At 73.0% G+C, this 23,698-nt stretch carries 24 protein-coding genes and 1 pseudogene; 14 read left to right on the plus strand and 11 right to left on the minus strand.

The genetic code is table 11. The features are described from left to right. Nucleotides 1-44: 44 nt before the first annotated feature. On the plus strand, nt 45-1,394 hold the full coding sequence (locus tag EUA06_RS02170; protein WP_129473350.1) for a class II 3-deoxy-7-phosphoheptulonate synthase: 1,350 nt from the start codon (nt 45-47) through the stop codon (nt 1,392-1,394). Nucleotides 1,395-1,597: 203 nt separating this feature from the next. Beyond that, on the plus strand, nt 1,598-2,599 hold the full coding sequence (locus tag EUA06_RS02175) for a threonine aldolase family protein (RefSeq protein WP_129473351.1): 1,002 nt from the start codon (nt 1,598-1,600) through the stop codon (nt 2,597-2,599). Here EUA06_RS02175 and EUA06_RS02180 read toward each other — a convergent pair. From EUA06_RS02180 to EUA06_RS02200, 6 genes and pseudogenes are all read right to left on the minus strand, one after another. Then, entirely contained in the window at nt 2,577-3,635 is a 1,059-nt protein-coding gene (locus EUA06_RS02180; RefSeq protein WP_129473352.1) for an NADase-type glycan-binding domain-containing protein, read from the minus strand. The genes EUA06_RS02175 and EUA06_RS02180 overlap by 23 nt on opposite strands. Before the next feature lie 83 nt (nt 3,636-3,718). Continuing rightward, nucleotides 3,719-4,618 (minus strand): DMT family transporter, encoded by a 900-nt coding sequence (locus EUA06_RS02185; RefSeq protein WP_129473353.1) that lies wholly within the window; start codon nt 4,616-4,618, stop codon nt 3,719-3,721. A gap of 17 nt (nt 4,619-4,635) precedes the next feature. Beyond that, nucleotides 4,636-5,712, minus strand: a complete 1,077-nt coding sequence (locus tag EUA06_RS23330; protein WP_422879742.1) for a Stk1 family PASTA domain-containing Ser/Thr kinase — start codon at nt 5,710-5,712, stop codon at nt 4,636-4,638. Between the two features lie 189 nt (nt 5,713-5,901). Continuing rightward, nucleotides 5,902-6,783, minus strand: a pseudogene (locus EUA06_RS23335) (protein kinase domain-containing protein); the annotation flags it as partial. A gap of 171 nt (nt 6,784-6,954) precedes the next feature. Continuing rightward, complete coding sequence (locus EUA06_RS02195; RefSeq protein WP_165354222.1) at nt 6,955-7,722, minus strand: lytic transglycosylase domain-containing protein; 768 nt, start codon at nt 7,720-7,722, stop codon at nt 6,955-6,957. A 189-nt stretch (nt 7,723-7,911) separates the two neighbouring features. Continuing rightward, nucleotides 7,912-8,712, minus strand: a complete 801-nt coding sequence (locus EUA06_RS02200; RefSeq protein WP_165354223.1) for a glycoside hydrolase family 16 protein — start codon at nt 8,710-8,712, stop codon at nt 7,912-7,914. Nucleotides 8,713-8,803: 91 nt separating this feature from the next. Between EUA06_RS02200 and EUA06_RS02205 the strand changes: the two genes are divergently transcribed. The 3 genes from EUA06_RS02205 (at nt 8,804) to EUA06_RS02215 (ending at nt 10,174) form a co-directional block, all read left to right on the plus strand. Beyond that, nucleotides 8,804-9,175, plus strand: coding sequence for an Rv2175c family DNA-binding protein (locus EUA06_RS02205; RefSeq protein WP_129473356.1), 372 nt, complete (start codon nt 8,804-8,806; stop codon nt 9,173-9,175). Beyond that, complete coding sequence (locus EUA06_RS02210; RefSeq protein WP_129473357.1) at nt 9,175-9,675, plus strand: guanyl-specific ribonuclease; 501 nt, start codon at nt 9,175-9,177, stop codon at nt 9,673-9,675. Before EUA06_RS02205 ends, EUA06_RS02210 begins: the two co-directional genes overlap by 1 nt. A gap of 64 nt (nt 9,676-9,739) precedes the next feature. After that, nucleotides 9,740-10,174 carry a barstar family protein gene (locus tag EUA06_RS02215; protein WP_129473358.1) on the plus strand — a complete coding sequence of 145 codons (435 nt, stop codon included), beginning with the start codon at nt 9,740-9,742 and terminating at the stop codon, nt 10,172-10,174. 14 nt (nt 10,175-10,188) lie between these two features. Here EUA06_RS02215 and EUA06_RS02220 read toward each other — a convergent pair whose 3' ends face one another. Beyond that, nucleotides 10,189-11,253: a polyprenyl synthetase family protein gene (locus EUA06_RS02220; RefSeq protein WP_242497919.1), complete on the minus strand. Its 1,065-nt coding sequence runs from the start codon at nt 11,251-11,253 to the stop codon at nt 10,189-10,191. A 64-nt stretch (nt 11,254-11,317) separates the two neighbouring features. Here EUA06_RS02220 and metF point away from each other — a divergent pair, with 64 nt between their 5' ends. Continuing rightward, entirely contained in the window at nt 11,318-12,208 is an 891-nt protein-coding gene (gene metF / locus EUA06_RS02225) for a methylenetetrahydrofolate reductase [NAD(P)H] (protein WP_207208163.1), read from the plus strand. Here the strand turns inward: metF and EUA06_RS02230 are convergent. Beyond that, complete coding sequence (locus EUA06_RS02230) at nt 12,198-12,650, minus strand: DinB family protein (protein ID WP_129473360.1); 453 nt, start codon at nt 12,648-12,650, stop codon at nt 12,198-12,200. The two genes, metF and EUA06_RS02230, sit on opposite strands and share 11 nt — an antisense overlap. A gap of 32 nt (nt 12,651-12,682) precedes the next feature. Here EUA06_RS02230 and EUA06_RS02235 point away from each other — a divergent pair, with 32 nt between their 5' ends. Continuing rightward, the gene (locus EUA06_RS02235) at nt 12,683-13,309 is read left to right on the plus strand and encodes an SIMPL domain-containing protein (protein WP_129473361.1); all 627 of its coding nucleotides are present in this window, start codon (nt 12,683-12,685) and stop codon (nt 13,307-13,309) included. A 141-nt stretch (nt 13,310-13,450) separates the two neighbouring features. Here the strand turns inward: EUA06_RS02235 and EUA06_RS02240 are convergent, their stop codons facing one another. The 3 genes from EUA06_RS02240 to EUA06_RS02250 are packed head-to-tail and all read right to left on the minus strand — an operon-like array spanning nt 13,451 to nt 15,856. After that, nucleotides 13,451-14,752, minus strand: coding sequence for a phytoene desaturase family protein (locus EUA06_RS02240; RefSeq protein ID WP_129473362.1), 1,302 nt, complete (start codon nt 14,750-14,752; stop codon nt 13,451-13,453). A gap of 16 nt (nt 14,753-14,768) precedes the next feature. Continuing rightward, a complete protein-coding gene (locus EUA06_RS02245; protein ID WP_129473363.1) occupies nt 14,769-15,359 on the minus strand; it encodes a DUF4126 domain-containing protein in 591 nt (196 codons plus the stop codon). Further along, complete coding sequence (locus EUA06_RS02250; RefSeq protein WP_129473364.1) at nt 15,359-15,856, minus strand: YbaK/EbsC family protein; 498 nt, start codon at nt 15,854-15,856, stop codon at nt 15,359-15,361. Before EUA06_RS02250 ends, EUA06_RS02245 begins: the two co-directional genes overlap by 1 nt. Nucleotides 15,857-15,901: 45 nt before the next feature. On the opposite strand from EUA06_RS02250, the gene EUA06_RS02255 reads away from it, so the two are divergent. The 7 genes from EUA06_RS02255 (at nt 15,902) to EUA06_RS02280 (ending at nt 23,682) form a co-directional block, all read left to right on the plus strand. Then, complete coding sequence (locus tag EUA06_RS02255) at nt 15,902-16,366, plus strand: hypothetical protein (RefSeq protein WP_129473365.1); 465 nt, start codon at nt 15,902-15,904, stop codon at nt 16,364-16,366. Nucleotides 16,367-16,556: 190 nt separating this feature from the next. Further along, nucleotides 16,557-16,883 (plus strand): DUF6504 family protein, encoded by a 327-nt coding sequence (locus tag EUA06_RS02260; RefSeq protein WP_129473366.1) that lies wholly within the window; start codon nt 16,557-16,559, stop codon nt 16,881-16,883. A 13-nt stretch (nt 16,884-16,896) separates the two neighbouring features. After that, nucleotides 16,897-17,316: an SAV_6107 family HEPN domain-containing protein gene (locus tag EUA06_RS22645; RefSeq protein WP_207208164.1), complete on the plus strand. Its 420-nt coding sequence runs from the start codon at nt 16,897-16,899 to the stop codon at nt 17,314-17,316. 1 nt (nt 17,317) lies between these two features. Further along, on the plus strand, nt 17,318-21,022 hold the full coding sequence (locus EUA06_RS02265) for a DNA polymerase III subunit alpha (RefSeq protein WP_207208165.1): 3,705 nt from the start codon (nt 17,318-17,320) through the stop codon (nt 21,020-21,022). 150 nt (nt 21,023-21,172) lie between these two features. Further along, nucleotides 21,173-21,907, plus strand: coding sequence for a class I SAM-dependent methyltransferase (locus EUA06_RS02270; protein WP_129473367.1), 735 nt, complete (start codon nt 21,173-21,175; stop codon nt 21,905-21,907). An 18-nt stretch (nt 21,908-21,925) separates the two neighbouring features. After that, on the plus strand, nt 21,926-23,128 hold the full coding sequence (dinB, locus tag EUA06_RS02275; RefSeq protein WP_242497920.1) for a DNA polymerase IV: 1,203 nt from the start codon (nt 21,926-21,928) through the stop codon (nt 23,126-23,128). A 116-nt stretch (nt 23,129-23,244) separates the two neighbouring features. Next, on the plus strand, nt 23,245-23,682 hold the full coding sequence (locus EUA06_RS02280; protein WP_129473368.1) for a DUF3040 domain-containing protein: 438 nt from the start codon (nt 23,245-23,247) through the stop codon (nt 23,680-23,682). Nucleotides 23,683-23,698: the final 16 nt, after the last annotated feature.

Raw genomic sequence — 23,698 nt, forward strand, 5'->3', positions numbered from 1 at the left:
GTCAGGGTTCGGGTGCGGCGGCAGGGTCGCCGTACCCTTGTGGGGTGACCGCGATCCCCACCCTCGAGCAGCTGCACGCGCTCGGACCCCGGCAGCAGCCGACGTACCCCGATGCCAGTGCGGTCGACGCTGCCGTCGCCCGGCTGCGGACGGTGCCGCCGCTCGTCTTCGCGGGTGAGTGCGACGACCTGACCGAGAAGATCGCCGCCGTCAGCCGCGGCGAGGCGTTCCTGCTGCAGGGCGGCGACTGCGCGGAGACGTTCGCCGGGGTCACCGCCGACAACGTCCGCAACAAGCTGCGGGTGCTGCTCCAGATGGCGGTCGTGCTGACGTACGCCGCCTCCGTGCCGGTCGTGAAGCTGGGCCGCCTCGCCGGGCAGTACGCCAAGCCGCGCAGCTCGGACCTCGAGACCCGCACCACCCCCCACGGACCGGTGACGCTGCCGGCCTACCGCGGCGACGCGGTCAACGGCTACGACTTCACGCCCGAGGCGCGCGTCCCCGACCCGCAGCGCCTGGTCGACGTCTACAACTCCTCGGCCGCGACGCTCAACCTGGTCCGCGCCTTCGTCACCGGCGGGTACGCCGACCTGCGCCAGGTGCACACCTGGAACACCGACTTCGTGCAGAGCTCGCCGTTCGGCCAGCGCTACGAGGCGATGGCCGACGAGATCGAGCGCGCGCTGACCTTCATGAAGGCGATCGGCGCCGACCCCGACGAGTTCCACCGCGTCGACTTCCACTCCAGCCACGAGGCGCTGCTGCTGGAGTACGAGCAGGCGCTGACCCGCATCGACTCGCGCACCGACCTGCCCTACAACGTCTCCGCGCACTTCGTGTGGATCGGCGAGCGCACCCGTCAGCTCGACGGGGCCCACGTCGAGCTCCTGTCGCGGATCCAGAACCCGATCGGCATCAAGCTCGGGCCGACGACGACCCCGGACGACGCGCTGTCCTACGCCGCGCGCCTCAACCCGGACAACAAGCCCGGCCGGCTCACCTTCGTCACCCGCTTCGGCGCCGACAAGATCCGCGACGGCCTCCCGGCCCTCGTCGAGAAGGTCACCGCCGAGGGCGTCAACGTGGCGTGGGTGTGCGACCCGATGCACGGCAACACATTCGAGGCGTCCTCGGGCTACAAGACCCGCCGCTTCGACGACGTGATCGAGGAGGTCCAGGGCTTCTTCGACGTCCACCGCAGCCTCGGCACCTGGCCCGGCGGCGTGCACGTCGAACTCACCGGTGACGACGTCACCGAGTGCATCGGTGGCGGCGAGGAGATCGACGAGGCCCAGCTCGCCAACCGCTACGAGTCCGTCTGCGACCCCCGCCTCAACCGGGTCCAGTCCCTCGAGCTGTCCTTCCTCGTCGCGGAGATGCTGCGCAAGGCCTGAGCCGATCGTGCCCCGGCCGCCGATCTCCCTCGAGCGGTGGTCCAACCACATTCGGTGCGCCCGGAATGTGGCTCCACCACCGCCGGGCGGCGCGCCCCCGTAAGACACGCCTGCGAGCGGGGGTCCACCCACCTTCGGTGCGACCGGAATGTGGCTCCACCACCGCCGGGCGGTGCAGCACACCGCCCCGGTAGGTTCGCCGCGTGATCGACCTGCGCTCCGACACCCTGACCCGGCCGACCGAGGCGATGCGCGCGGCGATGGCCGGCGCGGAGGTCGGGGACGACGTCTACGGCGAGGACCCCACCGTCACGGCCCTCCAGGAGCGGGTGGCGGCGATGTTCGGCCACGAGGCCGCGCTGTTCACCCCGACCGGCTCGATGGCCAACGTGCTGGCGGTCGCGAGCGTCGTACGGCCGGGTGAGGAGGTGCTGTGCGACTCCTCGGCCCACATCGCGCGGGCCGAGCTCGGCGCGCACGGCGCCATCAGCGGCATCACGATGCGCACCTGGACGGGCGAGCGTGGCCAGCTCGACCTCGCGGCGATCGAGTCGATGTACGCACCCGACATGGGGCCCTTCTTCGTCCGCACGGCCGCGATCTCGGTCGAGAACACCCACAACTTCGCCGGCGGCGCCGTGCTGCCGCTCGAGGACCTGCGCGACCTGCGCGCCTGGGCCGACACGACGGGCACCGCCGTCCACCTCGACGGCGCGCGGCTGTGGAACGCGCACGTCGCGACGGGCACCCCGCTCGAGGACTACGGCCGGATCGCCGACGTGCTGGCGGTCTGCCTGTCCAAGGGCCTCGGTGCCCCGGTCGGCTCGCTGATGGTGGGCTCGGCCGACGCGATCGACGAGGCCCGTGTCCGCCGCAAGCGGATGGGCGGCGGGATGCGCCAGGTCGGCGTGCTGGCGGCGGCGGGGGCGTACGCCCTCGACCACCACGTCGAACGGCTGGCCGACGACCATGTCCACGCCCGCCTGCTCGGCGGGGCGCTGGGCCTCGACCCGGAGCTCGTCGACACCAACATCGTCGTGGTGGACCGGCCCGATGCTGCCTCGTTCGTCGCCGCAGCAGCCGACGAGGGTGTCCGGATCGCCGCGGTGGGACCCCGCGCCGTACGCCTCGTCACCCACCTCGACGTCACCCGGGCGGACGCGGAGCGGGCGGCGCTGGTGCTCAGCCGGCTCGGCGACCGGTGATCGCGACCTCGCTGATCGCGGTGTAGTCGCGGCCGAGGTTGCCGCTGCCCGGAGGTGTCACGGAGGTGATCGTGATGGTGACCGTCGAGGTCTGCACGGGCGGCACCTTGAGCCGCTGCATCGTGGGGTTCTCGGAGAAGGTCTGCTCGACCGTCGTCCCGTCCTCGAAGCCCCAGGTGACCGCGAGGATGCGGCGGTTGTTGGGGTACCAGTCGACCCCTGCGACCTGCTTGGTGTAGCCGTTGACCAGGCCGACGCGGTCGACGACGGCGGGCTCGCCCAGTGTCACGGTGACGACCTTCGCGGTCGCGTCGCCGGCGATGCGCCACGTGGTGCTCGGGTCGCCGTCGTGCATCTGGACGGCTTCGTAGGCCACCAGGTTGCCGTCGAAGTCGGTGGTCGGCGGGGCCGTGCCGGGTACTTCGAAGGTCGCGGCGCGGGCGAGGTCGATCCGCTTGCCGACGCCCGTCGGCCCGTCCTCGTCCTCACTGGCCTCGGTCGACGTCTCCGACGCGTCGTCCGCCGGCGTCGACGACTCGCTCGTCGTGGGGTCGACGGCCGCGGGGTCGTCCTCGTCGGTGGCGAACACCCGGAGCAGCACGAGGACCAGGCCCACCAGCAGCACGGCACCGAGGACCCAGAAGATCCAGGCGCGCCCGGGCACCGGGTCGTCGACCTCGAGCCCGTCGACCTCCTCGTAGGGGAGGAGCTCCTCTCGGGGGTCCCAGGTCGACTCGGACACCGTCGACCCGTCCGCCGTCGATCCGGATTGCGGCCGGCGTGGTGCCGGGACGGGATCGGGCATGGTGACCGGCTCGACCGGGGCGCCGAGGGGAGCGGTGGCCGGCGCCACGGCCGTCGGGTCGGCCGCCTGGACGGGCAGGACGACCGGGTCGGGCGCGGTGGCGGGAGCAGGATCGGGAGCGGTGACCGGGGGTGCGGCCTCGGCCGGCGCCGGGTCGCCGATGCGGTGCCCGCAGTTGAGGCAGAACCGACCCACGCCGAGGGCCGCCCCACACCGCACGCACGTGTCCACGGGGCCACGATAGGGGGATGCGCCACGGGCGTCGCCCGTCTCGGGGGTGAGGACGCGCCGCCACCCGGCCCGGTCCCGCCCGCTCAGACCGCGATGTGCGGGACCTCGCCCTCGACCACGCGCCGCGGCGCGAGCTCGACGATCAGCATCGCGACGAGCACCATCGCACCGCCCAGGAGCAGGCGCTGGGTGAGGTCCTCGCCACCCAGCCACACCGCGAAGACCGAGGCGAACACCGGCTCCATGCTCATGATGATGGCCGTACGGGTCGGCGGCAGGTGGGCCTGCGCCCAGGTCTGCCCGAGGAGGCCGGCGGCTCCCACGATGACCGCCATGTAGCCGACCGACACCCAGTCAGCGGTGCGGCTCGGCAGCACGATCCCGTCGTGCGCGGTCGCCAGCGTGCACACCAGCGCGATCACGACGACCTGGAGGATGGTCATGCCGACCGCGTCCCGGGCGGTCGACCAGGCACCGAGCCCGACGATGTGCAGGGCGTAGAGCACGGCGGAGGCCAGGGTGATCAGCTCGCCGAAGCCGACGCTGAGGCCGCGCAGGGCCAGGACGCCGAGGCCGACCGTCGCGAGCGCCACCGCGACCCAGGTGACGGGCGGGATCCTCGTGCGCAGGATCGCGGCGGCGAGCAGCGGCGTGCAGACGACGTACAGCCCGGTCACGAAGCCGCTGACGCTCGCCGGCGTGTGGGCGAGACCCGCGGTCTGCAGGATCTGGGCCACGCCGTAGAGCAGGCCGAGGACGACGGCGTGCCGGCGCACGGCAGGGGAGAGGCGCGAGATCGCGCGGGGTGCGACGAGCAGCAGGACGATCGACGCGATCGAGAAGCGGACGGCCAGGAAGTCGAGCGTCGGCACCCGGTCGAGGAGGTCCTTGATGAGGAAGAACGTCGATCCCCAGCACGCGGCCAGGGCCAGGAGGACGAGCGACGCGAGCAGCGTCGTACGACCGGGCTGCTCGACGTGCACGCCCGAACGCTAGGGCGTCAGACCACGAACAACGTGATCGTGGAGCCCTTCGGCACCTCGTCGCCCGCGCCCGGGTCGGAGCTCGAGACGTAGCCGATGCCGAGGTAGATGTCGGCCTGCTCGGTCTCCACCCGGAACCCGAGTCCCTCGAGCAGCTCGGTGGCCGCCTCGACCCCCATCGCCTTCACCTGGGGCACCTCGACCAGCTCGGGGCCGAGCGACACCGAGAACGAGACGGTGTCGCCGCGGAAGAGCGTGCCGCTGGTCGGGTCCTGCGAGATCACGGCCCCCTCCGGGACGGTGTCGCTGTAGGACTCGTCGGTGACCGCGACCGCGAGCCCGCGCTTCTCCAGGGCCTGCGACGCCGTGTCGAACGACTTGCCGGTCCAGTCCCTGACCTCGATGGGCTTGCGGCCGCGGCTCAGCACGAGGTCGACCGTCGCGCCGGGCTTGAGCGTCGTCCCTGCCTTGGGGGAGGTGCGGACGACCTGCCCCTCGGGCACGGTCTCGCTCCAGCGGCCGACGCTCTCGCCGAAGGTGAGGTTGGTCGCGGCGAGCGCGTCCTGCGCCTGGTCCTCGGTCTGCCCCGCCAGCTGCGGCACGTCGTAGCGCTCCGGCCCGAGGGACAGCACGAGGGTCACGGTGCCGCCGTCGAGGACCTTGCCCCCCGGCTCGGGGTCCGTGGCGATGACGAGGCCCGCCTCGACGTTCTCGCTGTAGGCCGGCTCGCCCGGCTCCGCCTCCAGGCCCGACGACTCCAGCTCGGCGCTCGCGGCGGCCTCGTCGAGGCCGAGCACGGCGGGCGTCGTGGTGTAGCGCTCCCAGCCGAACCACCACGCACCGGCGCCGATGCCGGCGACGAGGACGATCGCGAGCAGGAGTGCTAGCGGTCCCTTGCGCGAGCGGCGGCGCGCCGTCGTGGCGACCGGGGCGACCTTGCTCGGTGCCTTCCCCGACGGCGTGCCGGGCGTACGTCCCGGTGCCGGGCGGACGGCCTGTGTCGTGGTGGCCGGGTGTGACGCCGTTGCCGCCACGGCGACCGGCACGACAGCCTTCATCGGCTCGGTGACCGGCGCCTCGGAAGGGGTACGCATCGGGACCGGGTGGCGCTCGAGGGCGGTCGTCCGGTCGGGGCTGCCGTCGTCGACGAGCCCCGAGTCGCGGGGGTCGACCTCGGTGAGCAGCGCCAGCGCGCCCGCGTCGAACGGCTCGGGCGTGGTGTCCTCGCCCGGCTCCTCCGTGTCCGAGGTGTCGACGGTGAGCGCGCGCCGGGGGAGGAGGTCCGCGGCGAGCTCGGGGTCGGAGTCGAGTCCCTCGCGCAGCGCCTGCTCGACCCGGTGGAGGTGGTGCAGCAGGACCGTGGCGTCGGCGGGGCGCTGGTCGCGGTCGCGCGACGTGCTGCGGGCGACGAGCGCGTCGACGTAGTCGGGGATGCCGGGCTGGAGCAGGGAGGGCATCGGGACGTCGTGGTGCACGTGGCGGTAGGCCACCTGGATCGGCGACTCGCCCTCGTGCGGCTTCCGGCCGGTCAGCAGCTCGTAGAGGACGACGCCTGCGGCGTAGACGTCGGCGCGCGCGTCGGCCCGGCCGTCGACCACCAGCTCGGGGGCGAGGTAGGACACGGTGCCGATCAGCACGCCGCCGGTCGCGGTGTGCTGGGTGTCGGCGCTGACCGCCTTCGCCAGACCGAAGTCGGCGACCTTGATCCGGCCGCCGTGCGCCTCGTCGGCGATCAGCACGTTCTCGGGCTTCACGTCGCGGTGGATCAGCCCGGCGCGGTGCGCCGCGCCGAGCGCGGAGACGACCGGCTCGAGGAGCGCGAGCGCGCGCCGCGGCGGCATCGGCGCCTCCTTGCGGACCACGTCTCGCAGCGTGTGGCCGGGGACGTACTCCATGACGAGGAAGACGGTGTCCTGACCGTCGGAGGTGTCGTCGCCCTGGTCGTAGACGCCGACGACGTGGGGGTGGTTGAGCCGGGCGGCGGCGCGTGCCTCGCGCACGAAGCGCTCGGCGAACTCCTGGTCGTCGCCCAGGCCGGGATGCATGATCTTGACCGCGACGGTGCGGTCGAGGCGGATGTCGGTGGCCTCGTAGACACTGGCCATCCCGCCGCGCGCCACCCGGGCGCCGATGCGGTAGCGGCGCTCCAGCAGGCGCCCGACCATGGGGTCGCCAGACACGCCGGGCGCTGCTGCGCGGGCGTGCTCGGGTGGCTCCACTGTCGACCTCCAGGCGCCGGACGGGGAAGGATCCAGCGCCACCACTCTACGGAAGCGGTGCCTGCTGCCACGCTCACGCGAGGGCTCCGGCGTGGCGCGGCTACGGTCGGACGGGGGTCAGGACGGGGGTCGGCCGTCCTCGAGCCGGTTCTTGATGGCCACCACGTTGGCGACGTACGTACGGGTCTCCGCGTAGAGCCCGTGCTCGCGGACCGCGCCGAGGCCCTGGTAGTAGGCGCCGATCTTGTGCGTACGCCGGTTCGTCTGTTGCGAGAGCACCCGCAGCAGCAGCACCCCGGCCTTCGCGTTGTCGCCTCGCGTGCGCAGCCGCAGCGGACGGCCTGCGTAGTGCTCCATCCACCGCGCGGTCGACGGCAGCACCTGCATCGCACCGATCGCGTTCGCGCTCGACACCACGCCCATCTGCCAGCCCGACTCCTGCCAGGCGATCGCCAGCGCGAGCTGCGGGTCGACGTCGAGGCGGCGGGCGGCGCCGGCGATCACGCGGCGCACCTTCTCGCGGTCGCGGTCGGGGTGCTGCCACACCGTCGGGCGTCCGCCCTTCGCGCCGCCGTTCTTCTTCCCGCCCCTGTCCCCGCCCCTGTCCCCGCCCTTGCTGACGACCGGGATCTCGATCCGCTGCCCGACGTGGAGGGTGCCGCCGTCGAGGTGGTTGTGGGCCACCAGCTCGGCCGTCCACGCGTGGAACCGCACGGCCAGGCCGGAGGCGGTGTCGCCCGGGCGGACGACGTACGACACGAGCCTGCGGTCGTCGGGCAGCCGCACGTGGTCGGCCTCGGCGGGCGCGGCGACCACGGTCGACAGCGGGACCGCGAGGACGGCGCCCAGGACGAACGCGGACAGTGAGCGGGCCGGTCGGGGCACCGAAGGGGACACAGGCGGCACAGGGGAGCACTCCTCGTCTTGCCGGCTGCGCCCGAGGGACCTGGGGTCCTGCGGGAGGGAAGCGCGCCGGACGAGCCTTCGACGGTAGCGAGGACGAGGGGCCCCGCGCGATGCGCAGGGCCCCTCGGGCGTGTCGTCGGTGCAGGAGACGTGGTGAGGAGACCGGGGTCAGCAGGCTCCGTTGAAGGTGCTCAGCTCGAGCTGCGGAGCCTTGATCGACTTCTCGTTGGGTGCGCGCATGGACCAGTAGCGCATCCAGTCCATCTGCATCCGCGCCGGGTCCATCTTCTCGCCCTTCTGGGCGCGCAGCTCGAACTTCAGCTGGCGCGGCACCGGGTCGAGGGCCCCGTCGCGGCGCTCGGTGTTGATGACGTGGCCGTCCACGAACCAGGAGATGTGGTCGGGCGCGACCTCGACGGCGTAGGTGTGCCACCGGTCGTTGCGCAAGTGACGACCGAGGAAGCCGCGGTAGGAGTTGTTGGGCAGCGTGTGCACGTAGGACTTCACGGTGTTGGAGCCGAGCGTGAAGTTCTCGATGCCGATGTCGCGCCCGCCGCAGTTCTGGTCACGGGTGCCGCCCGGGACGAGCTCGGTGACGACCTTGAAGGGCTTGCCGCCCTTGACCTTCGACAGGGTGCGGGCCCGCATCCGGATCTCCCAGCGACCGTAGGTGTTGCCCTTCAGGTCGAGCGTGGCCGAGACGCTGCCGCGCTGGGTGCTCATCAGGGTGAGCATGCCGTTCTGGGTGCGGACGATGCCGCGGCCGTCCTGCTTCCAGAAAGCCGGCTTGGGGCCGACGAACTCCTGACGGAACACGTCGTACTGGTACCAGCCGAAAGTGTTGCCGGCATGGACCGGGCCGGGGGCCCCGTCGTAGTGGTCGGCCTGTGCGGGGGAGACGGCCGGGGACAGGGTCAGTGCCAGCAGGCCCACGAGGGCGGCCGCGAGCGCGGATCTGAGGGGGTGCATCCCACGCACGCTACGGATCACCCGTCGGGGTGACAACTCCGCAGGCCCGGACGACTTCGCTGCCGGACCCGCGCTCTCATAGGGTGCGGGCATGACTGACGTACCACTCGCCGACCGCGACCTCGCCGCCCTCGTCCCCGAGTGGCTCGAGTGGAGCGAGGTCGCCGCGCTCCTCGGCGTCACCCCCAGCAAGGTCCGCACGATGATCCGCGAGCACGAGCTCGCCCAGGCGGTGTCCGCGCCGGGTGCCGGGCCGCGCGTGCCGGCCGACTTCATCCAGGACGGCCTGGTCGTCAAGGGCCTGTCGGGGCTGCTGGTCATGCTGCACGACCACAAGTTCGACGACCGCGAGTGCATCGCGTGGCTCTTCACCGACGACAACCTCCCCGGTCGTCCGATCGACGCGCTGCGCGAGAACCGCGGCAGCGAGGTCAAGCGCCGCGCGCAGGTGCTGGAGTACTGATGGCCGCGACAGCCACGGGTCGCCAGCGCTACCGGTGGCTGGTGGTGCTGGCCGCTGCCGCGATCCTGGTCGTCTGGTTCTTCACGCCGACGCCGGGCGACCCGGCCAGCTCCGGGAGCGGGACGACTTCCTCCCCGTCGGCGGTGCCGCCGGCCACCTCGCTCGACGACGAGACCGGGTTCCCGCCGACAGCGGGCGGGGTCGACCCCGACAGCGGACTGCCCTACGTCGCCGAGGCGAGCCTGCCCGCCGAGGCCCGCGACGTGCTCGAGCGGATCGACGCGGGCGGCCCCTTCAAGTACCCCGGCAACGACGACGAGACGTTCGAGAACCGTGAGGACCTGCTGCCCGACCAACCGTTCGGCTACTACCGCGAGTACACCGTCGAGTCCGCCCCGCAGGTGCGTGGCCCCCGCCGGATCGTCACCGGCGACGGCGGGGAGTACTACTGGACCGACGACCACTACGACTCCTTCTCCAGCATCGAGAGGTCACCATGAGGATCACCCCACAACGTTCTTCTCCTCCGCTGCGCTCCTCCGAACAACGCTGCGGGGACCCCGAATGAGCGGCTTGGCGGCAGTGCTGGCACGGCACGAGGCACCCGGCATCCACCTGTGGTCGGGCGCGTTCGACGCCGCCGACGTACGCCACACGGTCGAGCACGCCGGGTGGGGCTTCGGGTACGTCGACGGCTGGACGCGCTCCGACACCAAGGCCGCCTTCCTCGCCGAGGTGGGCGAGACGCTCGGCTTCCCGGACTGGTACGGGCAGAACTTCGACGCCCTCGCCGACTGCCTCCACGACATCGGTGGCGGCACGGACGGCGTGCTGCTCCTGTGGGACGGCTGGGGGACGCTCGCGCGCTCGGACGAGAAGTCCTTCAGCATCGCGCTCAGCGTGCTCGGCTCGCGGGTCCACGCCGACCGGGGCGTGCCCTTCTCCGTCCTGCTGCGCGGGGACGGACCGGTCGTCCCGGGGATCATCCGCCTCGACTGAGCCAGAGCTTGGAGTCAGACCGTCCGCTGCGTCGCGGCCGCCGCGAGCTCGGTGAGCACGACGCGCGCCTCGTCGTCTACGTCGGCGGCGGCCAGTGCCGACACGGCGTGGTCGGCCAGCGAGCCGATCACCTCCTCGACCTGCGCCCGCGCACCGGAGGCGTCGATGATCGCGCGCAGCTCGTCGACGTCCGCCTCGGTGAGCGGCGTGCCGAGCGCGTCGTCGAGGCGCTCGGCGTCGGCCCGCGGCGCCCCGTCGAGGGCCAGGGCGACGAGCACCGTGCGCTTGCCCTCGACCAGGTCGTCGCCCGCGGGCTTGCCGGTCTCGGCGGGATCGCCGAACACGCCGAGCAGGTCGTCGCGGAGCTGGAAGGCCTCGCCGAGCGGGAGGCCGAAGCGGCTCAGCTGCTCGATCCGGACGCTGTCGGCGCCGGCGAGCGCCGCGCCGACGTGGATCGGACGCTCGATGGAGTACTTGGCGGACTTGTAGCGGAGCACGGTCATGGCGGTGTCGACGTCGGCGTGACCGCGGGCCTGGACCGACACGTCGAGGAACTGCCCGGCGATCACCTCGGTGCGGCACCGCTCGAAGAGGTCGAGCCCGGGGGCGACCTCGTCGGCGGCGAAGCCGGAGTGGCGGAGCAGGTCGCCCGCCCAGCCGAGGAGCAGGTCGCCGAGCAGGATCGCGGCGGCGGCGCCGTACTGGTCGGGGTCGCCGCGCCAGCCAGCCGACCGGTGCTCGGCGCCGAACGCGCGGTGGGTCGCGGGACGGCCGCGCCGGGTGTCGGAGGCGTCCATGTAGTCGTCGTGCACGAGGGCGCTCGCGTGGAGCAGCTCGAGCGAGGCGCAGGCACGGGCCAGGGCCGCCGGGTCCGCGGGCTCGGGCCGGATCGCCCGGTGCCCCCAGTGGCAGAAGGCCGCGCGGAACCGCTTGCCGCCGCGCACCGACGTACGCGCCTCGGCGATGAGGCGCCCGGCGTCCGGGCCGAGCGGGGCGAGCTCGGCCTCGCGTTCGTCGAGGAACGCATCCAGCACCTGCTGGACCTGGTCGCGGAACGGTGCGGGGTCCCAGGTCGTCACGCGGGCGAGCCTAACTACTGGGACGATTCCCGGATGAGGCGCGGTCGTCCGTAGGCTGTTGCGCATGACGCACGCACCTGGACGAAGCATGCGCGAGCTCCTCGCAGCCGGCGAGCGGTCCTTTTCTTTCGAGTTCTTCCCGCCGAAGGACGAGGCCGGCGAGCAGCAGCTGTGGCAGGCCATCACCGACCTCGAGCCGTTCGGTCCGACGTTCGTCTCGGTGACCTACGGAGCCGGCGGTACGACGCGCGACCGCACCGTCGCGATCACCGAGCGAATCGCGCGCGACACCTCGATGCTGCCCGTCGCGCACCTGACCTGCGTCGGCCACACCACCGACGAGCTCACCGCGATCCTCGACGAGCTGAGCGCCGCCGGTGTGACCCACGTGATGGCCCTGCGCGGCGACCCGTCGACCGGTCCCGGCACGCCGTGGACGCCCACCGAGGGCGGCCTGACCTACGCCAGCGAGCTGGTCGAGCTGATCTCCGCGCGCGCCGACATGCGGATCGGCGTCGCGGCCTTCCCCGAGGGGCACATCGACGCCGCGGACCTCGAGTCCGACGCACGTGTCCTCAAGGCCAAGCACGACGCCGGCGCCGAGTTCGCGGTGACCGACATGGTGCTGCGGGCCTCCGACTACGTCGCTCTCGTCGAGCGGGCGACCGCCGTGGGCGCTGACTTCCCGATCATCCCGGGGATCATGCCGATCCTGAACCTGCGCTCGATGGAGCGGATGGTCGAGTTCTCGGGCCGCCAGCTGCCCGAGGAGACCAGCGCCCGCCTCACGCCGTACGCCGACGACCCCGTCGCCCTGCGCGCCGAGGGCATCGCCATCGCGACCGAGCTCTGCGAGGACCTCCTCGGCGCCGGTGCGCCGGGGCTGCACTTCTACACGCTGAACCGCTCGAAGGCGACGCGCGAGATCTTCGCGAACCTGCGCATCACCGTCTGACGTAGAGGTCGCGCAGCAGGCAGATCTCGGCGCCGTGGTGGATCACCTCGACGCTCGTGAAGAGCATGACCCTCGCCACCGGTGCCTGCGCGAAGGCGGCCGGGCTACGTGAGCCCTGCGCCTCGGACAGCCCGAGGTCTCCCAGTCCGCGCACGCCCGAGACCCACCCCGCGTACGCCTCGTCCAGCCGATCCAGCGCGTCACTGGCGCTGCCGGGGCGTGGGAGCTCTCCCACGGGTGGCCCGTCGAAGTAGGTCGCGTTGGTCTCGGCGAGACCTTCGGTGACGTGCCGGATGCGCCACTCGATCGTTGTCCTCGGATCGGAGTGGATCGGCGTCCAGGCGAGCTCGTCGTCGGTCAGGCCGTGCAACCGCGGTCTTAGCTGGCCCTCCCAGTGGGACTCGATCTGGTCGAGCACTTCCTCGGCGATGCTGATCGGCATCGGGCGACGGTAGCGGAGCTAGGTTGGGGTCCATGCCTCCCGAGCCCGACCTCTACACCGTCACCGTGACCGGGACCGGCACCAGCCGGGTTCACCCGGACAGTGCCATCACCCGCCTCGGCGTGGTCGGGCGTGGCGCCGGGGTCGCGGAGGCGTACGACGCCATGACCGCCGCCGCGGCGACCCTCGTCGAGGTCGCCGGGCGCCACACCGAGGAGCGCCGCATCGGCTCCACCGGCGTCTCGGTGTGGCCGTGGCACGACCACTCCGGGGTGCGCGACGGCTACGAGGCCCGGCACTCCTTCTCGATCGGTTGCGCTGACCTCGCGGCTGCGGGGGCGATGCTCGGGGAGCTCGCAGCGGAAGTCGGCGACGCGCTGGTCGTCGACGGGGTCGGGCTCGAGGTCACCCAGGACCACGGAGCCGGCGCCGCGGCTCGCGAGGCGGCCTTCCAGGATGCGCGGGAGCGCGCGGCGGCGCTGGCCAGGATGGCGGGCGCCGGCCTCGGCGCGGTGCAGACGATCGTGGAGGGCGAGGTCGCTCCCGGTCCCGGCCCGATGCCGAAGATGGCGATGATGCGCGACGCCGGCGGCGGTCTCGAGCCGGGCGAGGCCTCGGTCACCGTCTCCATCACGACGGTGTGGGAGCTCGTCTACTGATCCCGTCGCTGGGTGGCGGCCTACGACGTCCGGCTGGTCGTGGGTGGCGGCATACGACATCCGCGAGGGGCGGATCGTTGTCGTATGCCGCCACCCAGGGGCCGGAGCGTGTCGTATGCCGCCACCCGGGTGAGAGCCGCCTCAGGCCCTTCCGACCACCTCGGCCACCAGCGCGGCGCTCAGCCCCGCGAACGGCAACCCCGACCCGGTCGTCGCGTGCGCACCGGCGGTGAGCACGCCCTCGATCGGCGTGCGCGGGCCGAGACGGCTGCGCGCGGTGCGCGACCCCTGCCACTGCACGCCGTGGGGGGAGCCGCCCCACCGCTCGACGAGGTCGCGCGGACTGCGGTCGACGCGGGCCACGACCTGGCGGCGTACGTCGATCCCGTGCCGCGCGAGGGCGGTGAGGACGTCCTCGGCGATCCGGCCGCGGGCGAGCACGGTCCAGGCCGTCCCACCGTCGGGTGCGCGGCCGCCGGTGCGCACCACGAGCAGCGGGTCACCGTGCAGCACCACCTCGTGCGGCAGGTCGGGCACATCACCCTCCAGACCGACGTGGCACACCACCGGCGGGATCGCGGGCATCGTGCGTCGGACGTAGGACGCCAGGGCCGGCAGTCGTCGCGGGTCGATCGCAACGACGACGTGGTCGGCGGGCAGCTCACCTGCCCCGGTGCGTACGCCGGACACGCGGCCGCCGGCGACCACGAGGTCGACGGCCGGGGTGCCGGTCAACACGGTGACGCCGCGCAGTGCCAGCCGCTCGGCCATGGCCGTGCCGAGCGCCGCGAGCCCGCCGGGCACGGTCCACGCCCCGAAGCGCTGCTCGAGGTAGACGTCGACCCCGGCGAAGACCGGGACGTCGCGCAGGTCGTGACCGTCCATCACGAGCCGGTGCCCGGCGACGAGCCGCAGCCGCTCGTCGCGGAACGTCCGCCGCAGCCGCTTCTCGAGCGACTCGCGCGCACCGAGCAGCGCGGTCAGCTCGCGGGGCGCGACGACGTCGTCGAAGGGCCGCTCGAACCATTCCTTGCGCAGCAGCTCCCAGGTCTCGCCGTACGCCGCGACGTGGTCGACCCACTGCTGGCCGAGACCCGCACCGAGGCCGTCGACCGCGGCGAGCTGGGCGGCTCGGGAGGCGCCGGGGAGTCGGAGTGACGAGCCGTCCGCGAAGCGGTGCTCGCGCACGAGGTCGAGCGGCTGGAGGTCGACCTCGCGCTCGAGCGGGCGCCCGGACTTGCGGAAGAGGTCGCGGATGACCGCGGGCAGCAGGGTGCTCGTGGGTCCGGCGTCCCAGGCGAAGCCGTCGAGCCCGACGGTGCTGAGCGCGCCGCCGAGGGTGTCGGCCTGCTCGAGCAGGGTGACGTCGTGCCCGAGCTTGGCGAGTCGCGCTGCCGCGGCCATGCCACCAAAGCCGCCGCCGACCACCACCACTCGAGCCACGGGGGAACCCTAGGGGCTAGGCGGTCTGGTGGATCGGGCCCTTCTTCTTCCAGCGACGCCAACCCCGCCTGATCAGCCGCCCGACGAAGAACAGCATCACCAGGCCGAGCAGGAGCAGCACGCCCGCGATCGCGGCCGCGGCCTGGGGGTTCTCCAGGGCGAACCACACGACCCCGAGCACGGCGACGTCCTCGGTGAGGCTGGCCAGGATGTTGCTCGCCGGCTCGGGCGAGGAGTTGATGGCGAGGCGTCCACCCGCCTTGACCAGGTGGCTGAGCAGCGCCGTCCCACCGCCCACGACGCCCAGGACCGCCTGGTCGAGCGAGGAGGCGTCACCCGCGAGGAGCACGCCGATGACGGCGCCGGCGGTCGGCCGGATGGCGGTGGAGATCGCGTCCCACGTGGAGTCGATGTAGGGGATCTTGTCGGCGATGAACTCCATCGCGTAGAGGAAGCCCGCCACCGCCAGCACGTCCCAGCGTCCCAGCGCGTCGGGGATCTCCGCGAACGACCCGACCCGGTCGCCGATGCCCAGCACCAGGACGACCAGGTAGGCGTTGATGCCGCTCGCCCAACCGCTGGAGAAGGTCAGCGCCAGGGCGTCCATCAGTCGGTCCCTTCCTGGCTCTCCGTCTCGACGTCCACCTCGACGGCGCCGGTCATCTCGACCAGCTCGTCGTAGGTCGTCGAGAACACCGCGGCCGGGTGGCCGGCGGCCGCCCACACCACCGGGTGCTGCCGCAGCCACGGGTCGATCCAGGTGCGGACCGGCGCCGGGTGGTCGAGGGGGGAGACCCCGCCGATGACCTGCCCGGTGTGACGGCGTACGAACTCGGGGTCCGCGCGCGTGAGCCGCGCGACGCCGATGCGCTCCGCGACGGCGGCGGTGTCGACGCGGTGTGCGCCCGAGGTCAGGATCAGGACCGGCTCGCCCTCGGCGTCGAAGAGCAGGCTGTTGGCGATGGCGCCGACCTCACACCCGAGCGCCGCCGCGGCAAGTGCGGCAGTGTGGGCGCTGTCGGGCAGGATGACCACGTCGCCCGTCCCGCCGAGCCGGGTGTGCTCGCCTCGAAATGAGGTGATGGATGCGTGCTCGATCGACATGGTGCGAGCCTAGCGACGACAACGACGAACCTCAGGGAGTGATGGATGGCGCGCGACGTGCCCGGGTCAGTGGTCAACGCCGTGCGGGTGCTGGTCCTCATCGTGGCGACCTCGGCCGTGATCACGCAGCTGATCTGGCTGCTGCGCGACGACGTCATCCTCGGGTGGGCGGAGGGCAACCCGTCGGCCCAGGAGATCCTGGCCCAGGGTGGCATCGACCAGCTCCGCGACAGCCCGATCGTCCCCGGCTTCGTGGCGCTGGCCGTCGTGGCCTTCGTCGGCTTCGCCCTCCTCGCCGTGGTGCTCGGCTCGTTCTTCAAGGGCGGCCACGCGTGGACCCGTCCCGTGCTCACGGCGACCGCCGGCATCGGCGTGCTCGTCGGCGCGGTGTGCATCGACAACCAGCTGCCGGTGATCTTTTCGGTGCTCTCGGCGCTCGTCATCGTCGAGGGGCTGGTGCTCTCCTACTTCCTCTGGAAGCGCGAGACCACGTCCTACCTGCGCGACTGACGCATCTTCTCCCCACATCCGCCCGGCGCTCTTGACGCGCTGTCGGTGCCGGGGAGTACGGTTCGTGGTGTTCGAACAGATGTTCGATGCGACCCGGGTGGCGGTGACCTCGACCCCCACCTCCGCCCGGGTCGGCCGGGGTCGACGGATGCGCAGGACGAGCCTGCCCAGGGTGCAGTGGAGGAGCGCGATGAGGCAGTACGACGACCCCGTCGAGGTGCGACGTGGAGAGGCCGAGGACCCCGACCAGTTCCTGTGGCGCGGGAGGTTGTGGAAGGTGCGCGCGGTCGTCGCGCACTGGGTGGAGACCGGGCCGTGGTGGCAGGGCGCCACCTCGTCGTCCACGTCGACCTCCGGGCGCGACGGGACGACGACCGACCTCGTCGCCGAGCGCGAGCTGTGGCGCGTCGAGGCCGGTCGGGGGCTGCAGCCCGCTGACGCCGAGGGCTACGGCGTGTTCGACCTGTCCTTCGACTGGACCGACGGGCGCTGGCAGCTCGTCGGCTGCCAGGACTGAGGGGGAGATGTCCATGTCTGCGATGCCTGCTCCGGGACCCCACATGCTGCCCGCCACCGCGCACTCCTACCTCGAGCGCTCGGCCACCTCGCTGCGCGACGCGATCACGGCGCGCGACGTGCCCACCCGCTATGCCTGTGCCCACGTCGCGGCCCTGTGCGCGGCCGCGGCACTGCTCGCAGCACGCGCCAGGCCCGCACCCCGCGGACGGCGCCAGAAGAACGCGTGGGTCCTGCTTGCCGAGGTCGCTCCCGAGCTGTCGGAGTGGGCGAGCTTCTTCGCCGCCGGGGCCGCCAAGCGGGCGGCGGCGGAGGCCGGGTCGACGCGCGCGGTGTCCGAGCGCGAGGCCGACGACCTGGTCCGCGACGCCGACCGGTTCCTGGCCGTCATCGAGCAGGCGCTCGGGCTGGTGCCGCACGCCAGCGTGGCGTGAGGTGGCACCGGACCCCTTCGTCCACCTCCATGTCGCCTCCGGCTTCTCGCTGCAGTACGGCGCCTCCCACCCGCACGTGCTCGTCGAGCGGGCTGCGGAGCAGGAGATGGACACGCTCGCGCTGACCGACCGCGACGGCACCTACGGTGCGGTGCGGTTCGTCCGGGCCGCACGGCGCGCCGGGATCCGGCCGGTGCTCGGCGTCGAGCTGGCGGTCGCGCCGGCGTCGCGACCGGGAGTGGCCCCCGGCCCCTCCCGTCGTACGCCGGTGCGCGGGGGAGAGGCGCGCGACCTGCCGCTGCAGCAGGGTGGCAGCGGCCGGGTGACCTTCCTGGCCAGCGGCAAGCCCGGGTGGGCCGCGCTGTGCCGGATGGTCTCCTCGGTCCACCTGTCCGGCGATCGGGGGCAGCCGGTCGCCACCGTCGACCTGCTGGCGCCCCACCTGGCGGGTGGCGACGTCGTGGTGCTCCTGGGCCCGGCCACCGAGCTCGGTGTCGCCGCGACCCGTCGCCGCGACGACCTCGCCCTGGCGGCGATCGCGCCGTGGCGCGAGGTCGTGCCGCGGGAGAACCTAGTGGTCGAGCTGATCTCCCACCGGCTCGGCGGCCGGCGGGGGCAGTGGGGGCCGGGCACGTCGCCCCACGCGGCGCGGATGGCCGGCATCGCCCGCACCGCCGGGCTCGCCACCGTCCTGACCAACGCCGTGCGCTACGCCGACCGCTTCGACGCGCCGACCATCGACGTCCTCGACGCCTCACGTCGCCTGGTGCCGCTCGGGTCGACCCACCTGCGCGACGTCGGGCCGACCGGGAGCCGGGGCAACGCGGAGGGGTTCCTCAAGTCCGGCAAGCAGATGCACGAGGTCGCCGAGGAGGTCTGCCGCCTCTCCGGGCTCGGCGACAGCGGCCCGGAGGCCCGGCGGCTGCTCGCACGCACCCGCGCCGTCGCGGACCGGTGTGCCCTCGACCCCCGCAGCGACCTCGGCATCGGCGAGGTGCACTTCCCGGAGTTCCAGCTCTCGGACGCGCGAGCTCCCTCCGCGGACCTCGCGCTCCGGCAGCGCTGCGAGGCCGGGATCGGCCGGCGCTACGGCGGCGGACCGAAGGCGGTGGTCTGGAAGCGCCTCGACGACGAGCTCGAGACGATCCGCGCGCTGGGCTACGCGTCCTACTTCCTCACCGTCGCCGACGTCACCGACATGGTGGGGGAGATGGGCATCCGCCGGGCCGCGCGCGGGTCCGGGGCCGGCAGCGTCGTCAACTACCTGCTCGGGATCTCCGGGGTCGACCCTGTGCGCCACGGCCTGCTGATGGAGCGGTTCCTCTCCACGCGGCGCGCATCGCTGCCCGACATCGACGTCGACGTCGAGTCGGCGCGGCGCGAGGAGGTCTACCGCGCGATCCTCGACCGCTACGGCGGCGAGCGCTGCGCGGCGGTCTCGATGATGGACACCTACCGGGTCCGCCACGCGGTGCGCGACGTCGGCGCCGCGCTCGGCATGCCGCCGGGGGAGATCGACGCCATCGCCAAGGCGTTCCCCCACATCCGCGCCCGCGACGCCCGGCACGCGTTGCGCGACCTGCCCGAGCTGCGCGTGAGCGGTCTCGGCGACGACGGGCTCGACCACTTCTTCGGCCTGGTCGAGCGCCTCGACGGCCTGCCCCGCCACATCGCGATGCACCCGTGCGGGGTGCTGCTCTCCGACGACACCCTCCTCGACCGCACGCCGGTCGAGGCGTCGTGGGCAGGCTTCCCGATGAGCCAGTTCGACAAGGACGACGTCGAGGAGCTCGGGCTGCTCAAGCTCGACGTGCTCGGCATCCGGATGCAGTCCGCGATGGCCCACGCGGTCGCCGAGGTCGAGCGGGTCGACGGCGTCCGCATCGACCTCGACGACGAGGAGCAGGTCCCCTTCGACGACGCCACGACCTACGACCTGATCAGCAGCGCGAAGACCCTCGGCGTCTTCCAGATCGAGTCGCCCGGCCAGCGCGAGCTCGTCGGCAAGTCCGGCATCGAGAGCTTCGACGACATCATCACCGACATCTCGCTCTTCCGGCCGGGACCGGTGAAGAGCGACATGATCACCCCCTACCTCGAGGTCAAGCAGGGGTGGACGACCGCGCGCTACCTCCATCCCGACCTGCGCCCGATCCTCGAGCAGACCCGTGGCGTGGTGGTCTTCCACGAGCAGGTCATCGAGATGATCGCGACGTTCGGCGGTGTCACCAACGCCGAGGGCGACGAGAAGCGTCGCTCCCTCGGCAGCACGGACGGGATGGCCGAGACGCGCGCCTGGTTCTTCCCCCGTGCCCTGACGCAGGGCTACGAGCTCGCCCTGGTCGAGCAGGTGTGGAAGGTGCTGGAGGCCTTCGCCTCGTTCGGCTTCTGCAAGGCCCATGCCGCCGCCTTCGCCCTCCCGACCTACCAGTCGGCGTGGCTCAAGGCGCACTGGCCGGCGCACTTCCTCTCCGGCGTGCTCACCCACGACCCCGGCATGTACCCCAAGCGGCTGATCCTCGACGACGCCCGCCAGCTCGGCGTCGGGGTCCTCGGGCTCGACGTCAACGCGAGCGCGTCGTCCTACGTCGTCGAGCGGGGCAGCACGGACGATGGCCACGCGATCCGGCTCTCGCTCACCGACGTGAAGGGGATCAGCGAGGCGGAGGTCGCGCGGATCGTCGAGGCCCGCGCAGGCGGCCCTTACGTCTCCCTCTCCGACTTCTTCCACCGCGCCCGGGTCTCGCGACCGGTGCTCGAGCGGCTGGTGCTGGCCGGGGGCTTCGACGGGGTCTACGGCATCGGGGCGCGCGACCACGCGGTGCACCGGCGCGACCGCGTGACGCGACGCGACCTGCTGCTCCAGGTCGCCGAGCTCGACCTCCACGCCCGGTCACTCGACCGGGCGTCGCGTGCCCGAGGACGCGGGCCGGTGGGCCGTCGGGCGCCGCTGCCGGCGACCGCCACCGCCACGGAGGCGGCCGCGCGCAACAGCACCGACCCCGGCGTGCGCGAGTCGTCCGCCCCGGTCGAGCGGCACGTCCTGGCCGACGGCGGCGTCTGGGCGCGGGCAGCCGCGCAGTCGCGCGCCGCCCGTCCGGTGGCGGAGGCCGAGTCGGTGCAGCTCACGCTGCGATTGGGCGACGAACCGGGCGAGCCGGGGGAGCGGCCCTCCGGCCTGCCCGAGATGACCACCCTCGAGCGGATGCGCGCGGAGCTGGAGATCCTCGGCCTCGACGTCAGCCAGCACGTCGTGGCCACCTACGACCCGTTCCTCGACGCCCTCGGGGTGACCCGGAGCCGCGACCTGCTGCGCCGCCGCAGCCGGTCCGAGCTGCTCGTCGCAGGGGTCAAGGTCGCCACCCAGACTCCGCCGATCCGGTCCGGACGACGGGTCGTGTTCCTGACCGTCGACGACGGCACGGGTTTCCGGTCGACGCGACGTTCTTCGAGGACGCCCAGGGCCCCTACGCCTCGACGGTCTTCTCGTCCTGGCTGCTGCTCGTGCGCGGTGAGCTGCGACGCACCGGCCGCCGCGGGGTCTCGGTCCGCGCCACCGGCGCGTGGGAGCTGCCGGTGCTGCACGAGCTGTGGCAGCGCGGCCGCACGAGCGACGAGGGTCTCGAGCTGGTGCGTGCCGAGCTCGCCCGCCGGCCCGCGCAACCCGCGGACAGCGGCGGAGAGCCGGCGCAGCGCCGGGTGCTGACCCACTCCAGCGGCTTCCAGCTCTCGCCCTACGCCGACGTGAAGCCCGCCGGCGAGGCCGTGCAGGACGTCGCCCGCAAGCTCTGGCACCGCAGTCCGGGGAGCCCGGGATGACACACCGCGCCCGGAAGCTCCCACTAGGGTTGCCCGCATGGCCCAGCCCTCCGCCAGCGACCGCCGCCACTCCGTCCGCACCGGCGTGGCGTGGGACGGCGTACGCGCGGTGCTGGACGACGCCGGCGCGCAGGCCCGCATCGTCGACGTCGGTGGCGGCACCGGCGGGTTCGCGGTTCCCCTGGCCGAGCTCGGTCACCGGGTGCAGGTCATCGACCCGAGCCCGGACGCACTCGCCTCGCTCGACCGACGCGCCCGCGAGCGCGGCGTCGCCGACCTGGTCACCGGCCAGCAGGGCGACCTGGCCGACCTGGCGAGCCTGGTCGACGAGGCCGACCTGGTGCTCTGCCACGGCGTGCTGGAGATGGTCGACGACCCCGCTGCCTCGCTCGGGGCGATCGCCGGCGTGCTCCGGCCCGGTGGCCACCTCAGCCTGCTCGTCGCCCAACGCCACGCGGCCGTCGTCGCGCGGGCGATGGCCGGCCACTTCCAGGCGGCCCGCGAGCTCCTCGACGGGGACGCCCAGGTGGGTGGGTCTGGCCGGGGCGGACGCCGCTTCACCCACGACGAGGTCACCGCGCTCCTCGCGACCGCCGGGCTGCAGCCGACCTCCGTCCAGGCGGTGCGGGTCTTCGCCGACCTGGTCCCGGGCAACCTCCTCGACCTCGAGCCGGGCGCAACCGCAGCGCTCGTGGATCTCGAGCGCGCCGTCGCCACGCGCCCCGAGTACCTCCCGCTCGCGGCGCAGCTGCACGTCATCGCCCGCCGCTGACCCGCGCCGGCGGCCGCGGTGACGGCCGACCCGATCGTCACGCCCCTGCTCCACGTCGACATGGACGCCTTCTACGCCTCCGTCGCGCTGCGCGAGCGGCCCGACCTGGTCGACCAGCCGGTGGTGGTCGGCGGCAGCGGGCGAGGCGTGGTGCTCGCCGCCAACTACGTCGCCCGGCGCTACGGCGTGCGCTCCGCACTGCCCATGACGCGCGTACGCCGCCTGTGCCCGCACGTGGTCGTGATCGAGCCCGACTACGCCACCTTCACGACCGTCTCGGCGTCGGTGATGGAGACCTTTCGCGAGGTCACCCCGCTCGTGGAGGCGATCTCGCTCGACGAGGCGTTCCTCGACGTCCGCGGCTCCACCCGTCGCCTCGGGACTCCCGGCGAGATCGCGGAGCAACTGCGCTCCACCATCCACGACGAGCAGGGCATCACCTGCTCGGTCGGGGTCGCTGCGTCGGTGTCGGTGGCCAAGCTGGCGAGCCGCAGGGCCAAGCCCGACGGCGTGATCGTCGTGCCACCGGCCCGGGTGACGTCGTTCCTCCACCCGCTCGACGTCGGCGAGCTCTACGGCGTGGGGGAGAAGACCCAGGCGCTGCTCCACCGGTTCGGCCTGGTCACCGTCGGCGACGTCGCGCACACCCCGCTCCGCACCCTGCAGCGCGCGGTCGGCGTACACCTCGGGCGCGAGCTGCACCACCTCGCGTGGGGCACCGACCGCAGCGAGCTCACCCCGCGTGCCGGGCCCTACGAGCCGGAGCGGTCGATGGGGGCCGACGAGACCTTCGCGCGCGACACCGACGATCGCGAGGTGATCGTGCGTGAGCTGCTGCGCCTCTCGGCCCGGGTGGCCGGGCGGATGCGCGCGGCCGACGTCGCCGGTCGCACGATCACCCTCAAGGTCCGATTCGCCGACTTCACCACGATCACCCGGTCACGGACCCAGCCCGAGGCCACCGACGTCACCGTGGAGATCCATCGCGCGGTCACGCGGCTCTACGACGCGCTCGGGCTCCAGCGAGCGCGCCTGCGCCTGGTCGGCGTACGCGTGGAAGGGCTGGTGCCACGCACCACCGTGCACCGCCAGCTGGTGCTCGGCGAGCCCGACCACGGCTGGTCCGACGCCGATCGCGCGGTCGACCGGGCGACTCGTCGGTTCGGCTCGTCGGCCGTGCGACCGGCGAGCCTGGTGGGGGTCCGGGCACGCAACGGGTGAGCCGCGAACGGCCCGGACGGAAGATGCGACCCCTGCATCGGGGTGAATTTCGACAGGACGCCTACCGTGTGTCCCATCACGTGCCTAGACTTGGCCGCGAGAGGTGAGGAGGAACAGTGGAGCTCTCCGAGGAAGAACTGCGAATGCTCGAGCAGATGGAGCGCGCCCTCGTCGAGGAGGATCCCAAGCTCGCCTCCACGCTTCGCGGCACGTCGTTCCAGCGAGCAGCGCGCCGACGGATGATCGTCGGCGGTGTCGTCCTCGTCGCGGGCATCGGCCTCCTCATCGCTGCGGTGCTCTTCGAGCTCAGCGCGATCGTCCAGACGATCGTCGGCGTCCTCGGCTTTGTCGTGATGCTCGGCGGCGCGATCCTCGCTCTCACGTCGGCCCGCAACCCCGGCGTCTCGGCTCCCAAGGTCCGCGCCTCCGGCCGCACCGGCTTCGGCGTCGTCGACGGTGGTCGCCAGCACCGCCCGTCGCGCCAGCGCTCCGGCACTCCGTTCATGGAGCGCATGGAGGAGCGGTGGCGTCGCCGCCGCGAGCGCGGCTTCTGACCTCCCGCCCTCACAC

The sequence above is a fragment of the Nocardioides glacieisoli genome, from assembly GCF_004137245.1.
Classification (GTDB): domain Bacteria; phylum Actinomycetota; class Actinomycetes; order Propionibacteriales; family Nocardioidaceae; genus Nocardioides; species Nocardioides glacieisoli.

Bases quoted from the DNA above. Each gene is read 5' to 3' on its own strand.
- EUA06_RS23330 (WP_422879742.1), bottom strand. From the start codon at position 5,712: ATGCGTACCCCTTCCGAGGCGCCGGTCACCGAGCCGATGAAGGCTGTC.
- EUA06_RS02200 (WP_165354223.1), bottom strand. From the start codon at position 8,712: ATGCACCCCCTCAGATCCGCGCTCGCGGCCGCCCTCGTGGGCCTGCTG.
- EUA06_RS02205 (WP_129473356.1), top strand. From the start codon at position 8,804: ATGACTGACGTACCACTCGCCGACCGCGACCTCGCCGCCCTCGTCCCC.
- EUA06_RS02210 (WP_129473357.1), top strand. From the start codon at position 9,175: ATGGCCGCGACAGCCACGGGTCGCCAGCGCTACCGGTGGCTGGTGGTG.
- EUA06_RS02215 (WP_129473358.1), top strand. From the start codon at position 9,740: ATGAGCGGCTTGGCGGCAGTGCTGGCACGGCACGAGGCACCCGGCATC.
- metF (WP_207208163.1), top strand. From the start codon at position 11,318: ATGACGCACGCACCTGGACGAAGCATGCGCGAGCTCCTCGCAGCCGGC.
- EUA06_RS02230 (WP_129473360.1), bottom strand. From the start codon at position 12,650: ATGCCGATCAGCATCGCCGAGGAAGTGCTCGACCAGATCGAGTCCCAC.
- EUA06_RS02235 (WP_129473361.1), top strand. From the start codon at position 12,683: ATGCCTCCCGAGCCCGACCTCTACACCGTCACCGTGACCGGGACCGGC.
- EUA06_RS02245 (WP_129473363.1), bottom strand. From the start codon at position 15,359: ATGGACGCCCTGGCGCTGACCTTCTCCAGCGGTTGGGCGAGCGGCATC.
- EUA06_RS02250 (WP_129473364.1), bottom strand. From the start codon at position 15,856: ATGTCGATCGAGCACGCATCCATCACCTCATTTCGAGGCGAGCACACC.
- EUA06_RS02255 (WP_129473365.1), top strand. From the start codon at position 15,902: ATGGCGCGCGACGTGCCCGGGTCAGTGGTCAACGCCGTGCGGGTGCTG.
- EUA06_RS02260 (WP_129473366.1), top strand. From the start codon at position 16,557: ATGAGGCAGTACGACGACCCCGTCGAGGTGCGACGTGGAGAGGCCGAG.
- EUA06_RS22645 (WP_207208164.1), top strand. From the start codon at position 16,897: ATGTCTGCGATGCCTGCTCCGGGACCCCACATGCTGCCCGCCACCGCG.
- EUA06_RS02270 (WP_129473367.1), top strand. From the start codon at position 21,173: ATGGCCCAGCCCTCCGCCAGCGACCGCCGCCACTCCGTCCGCACCGGC.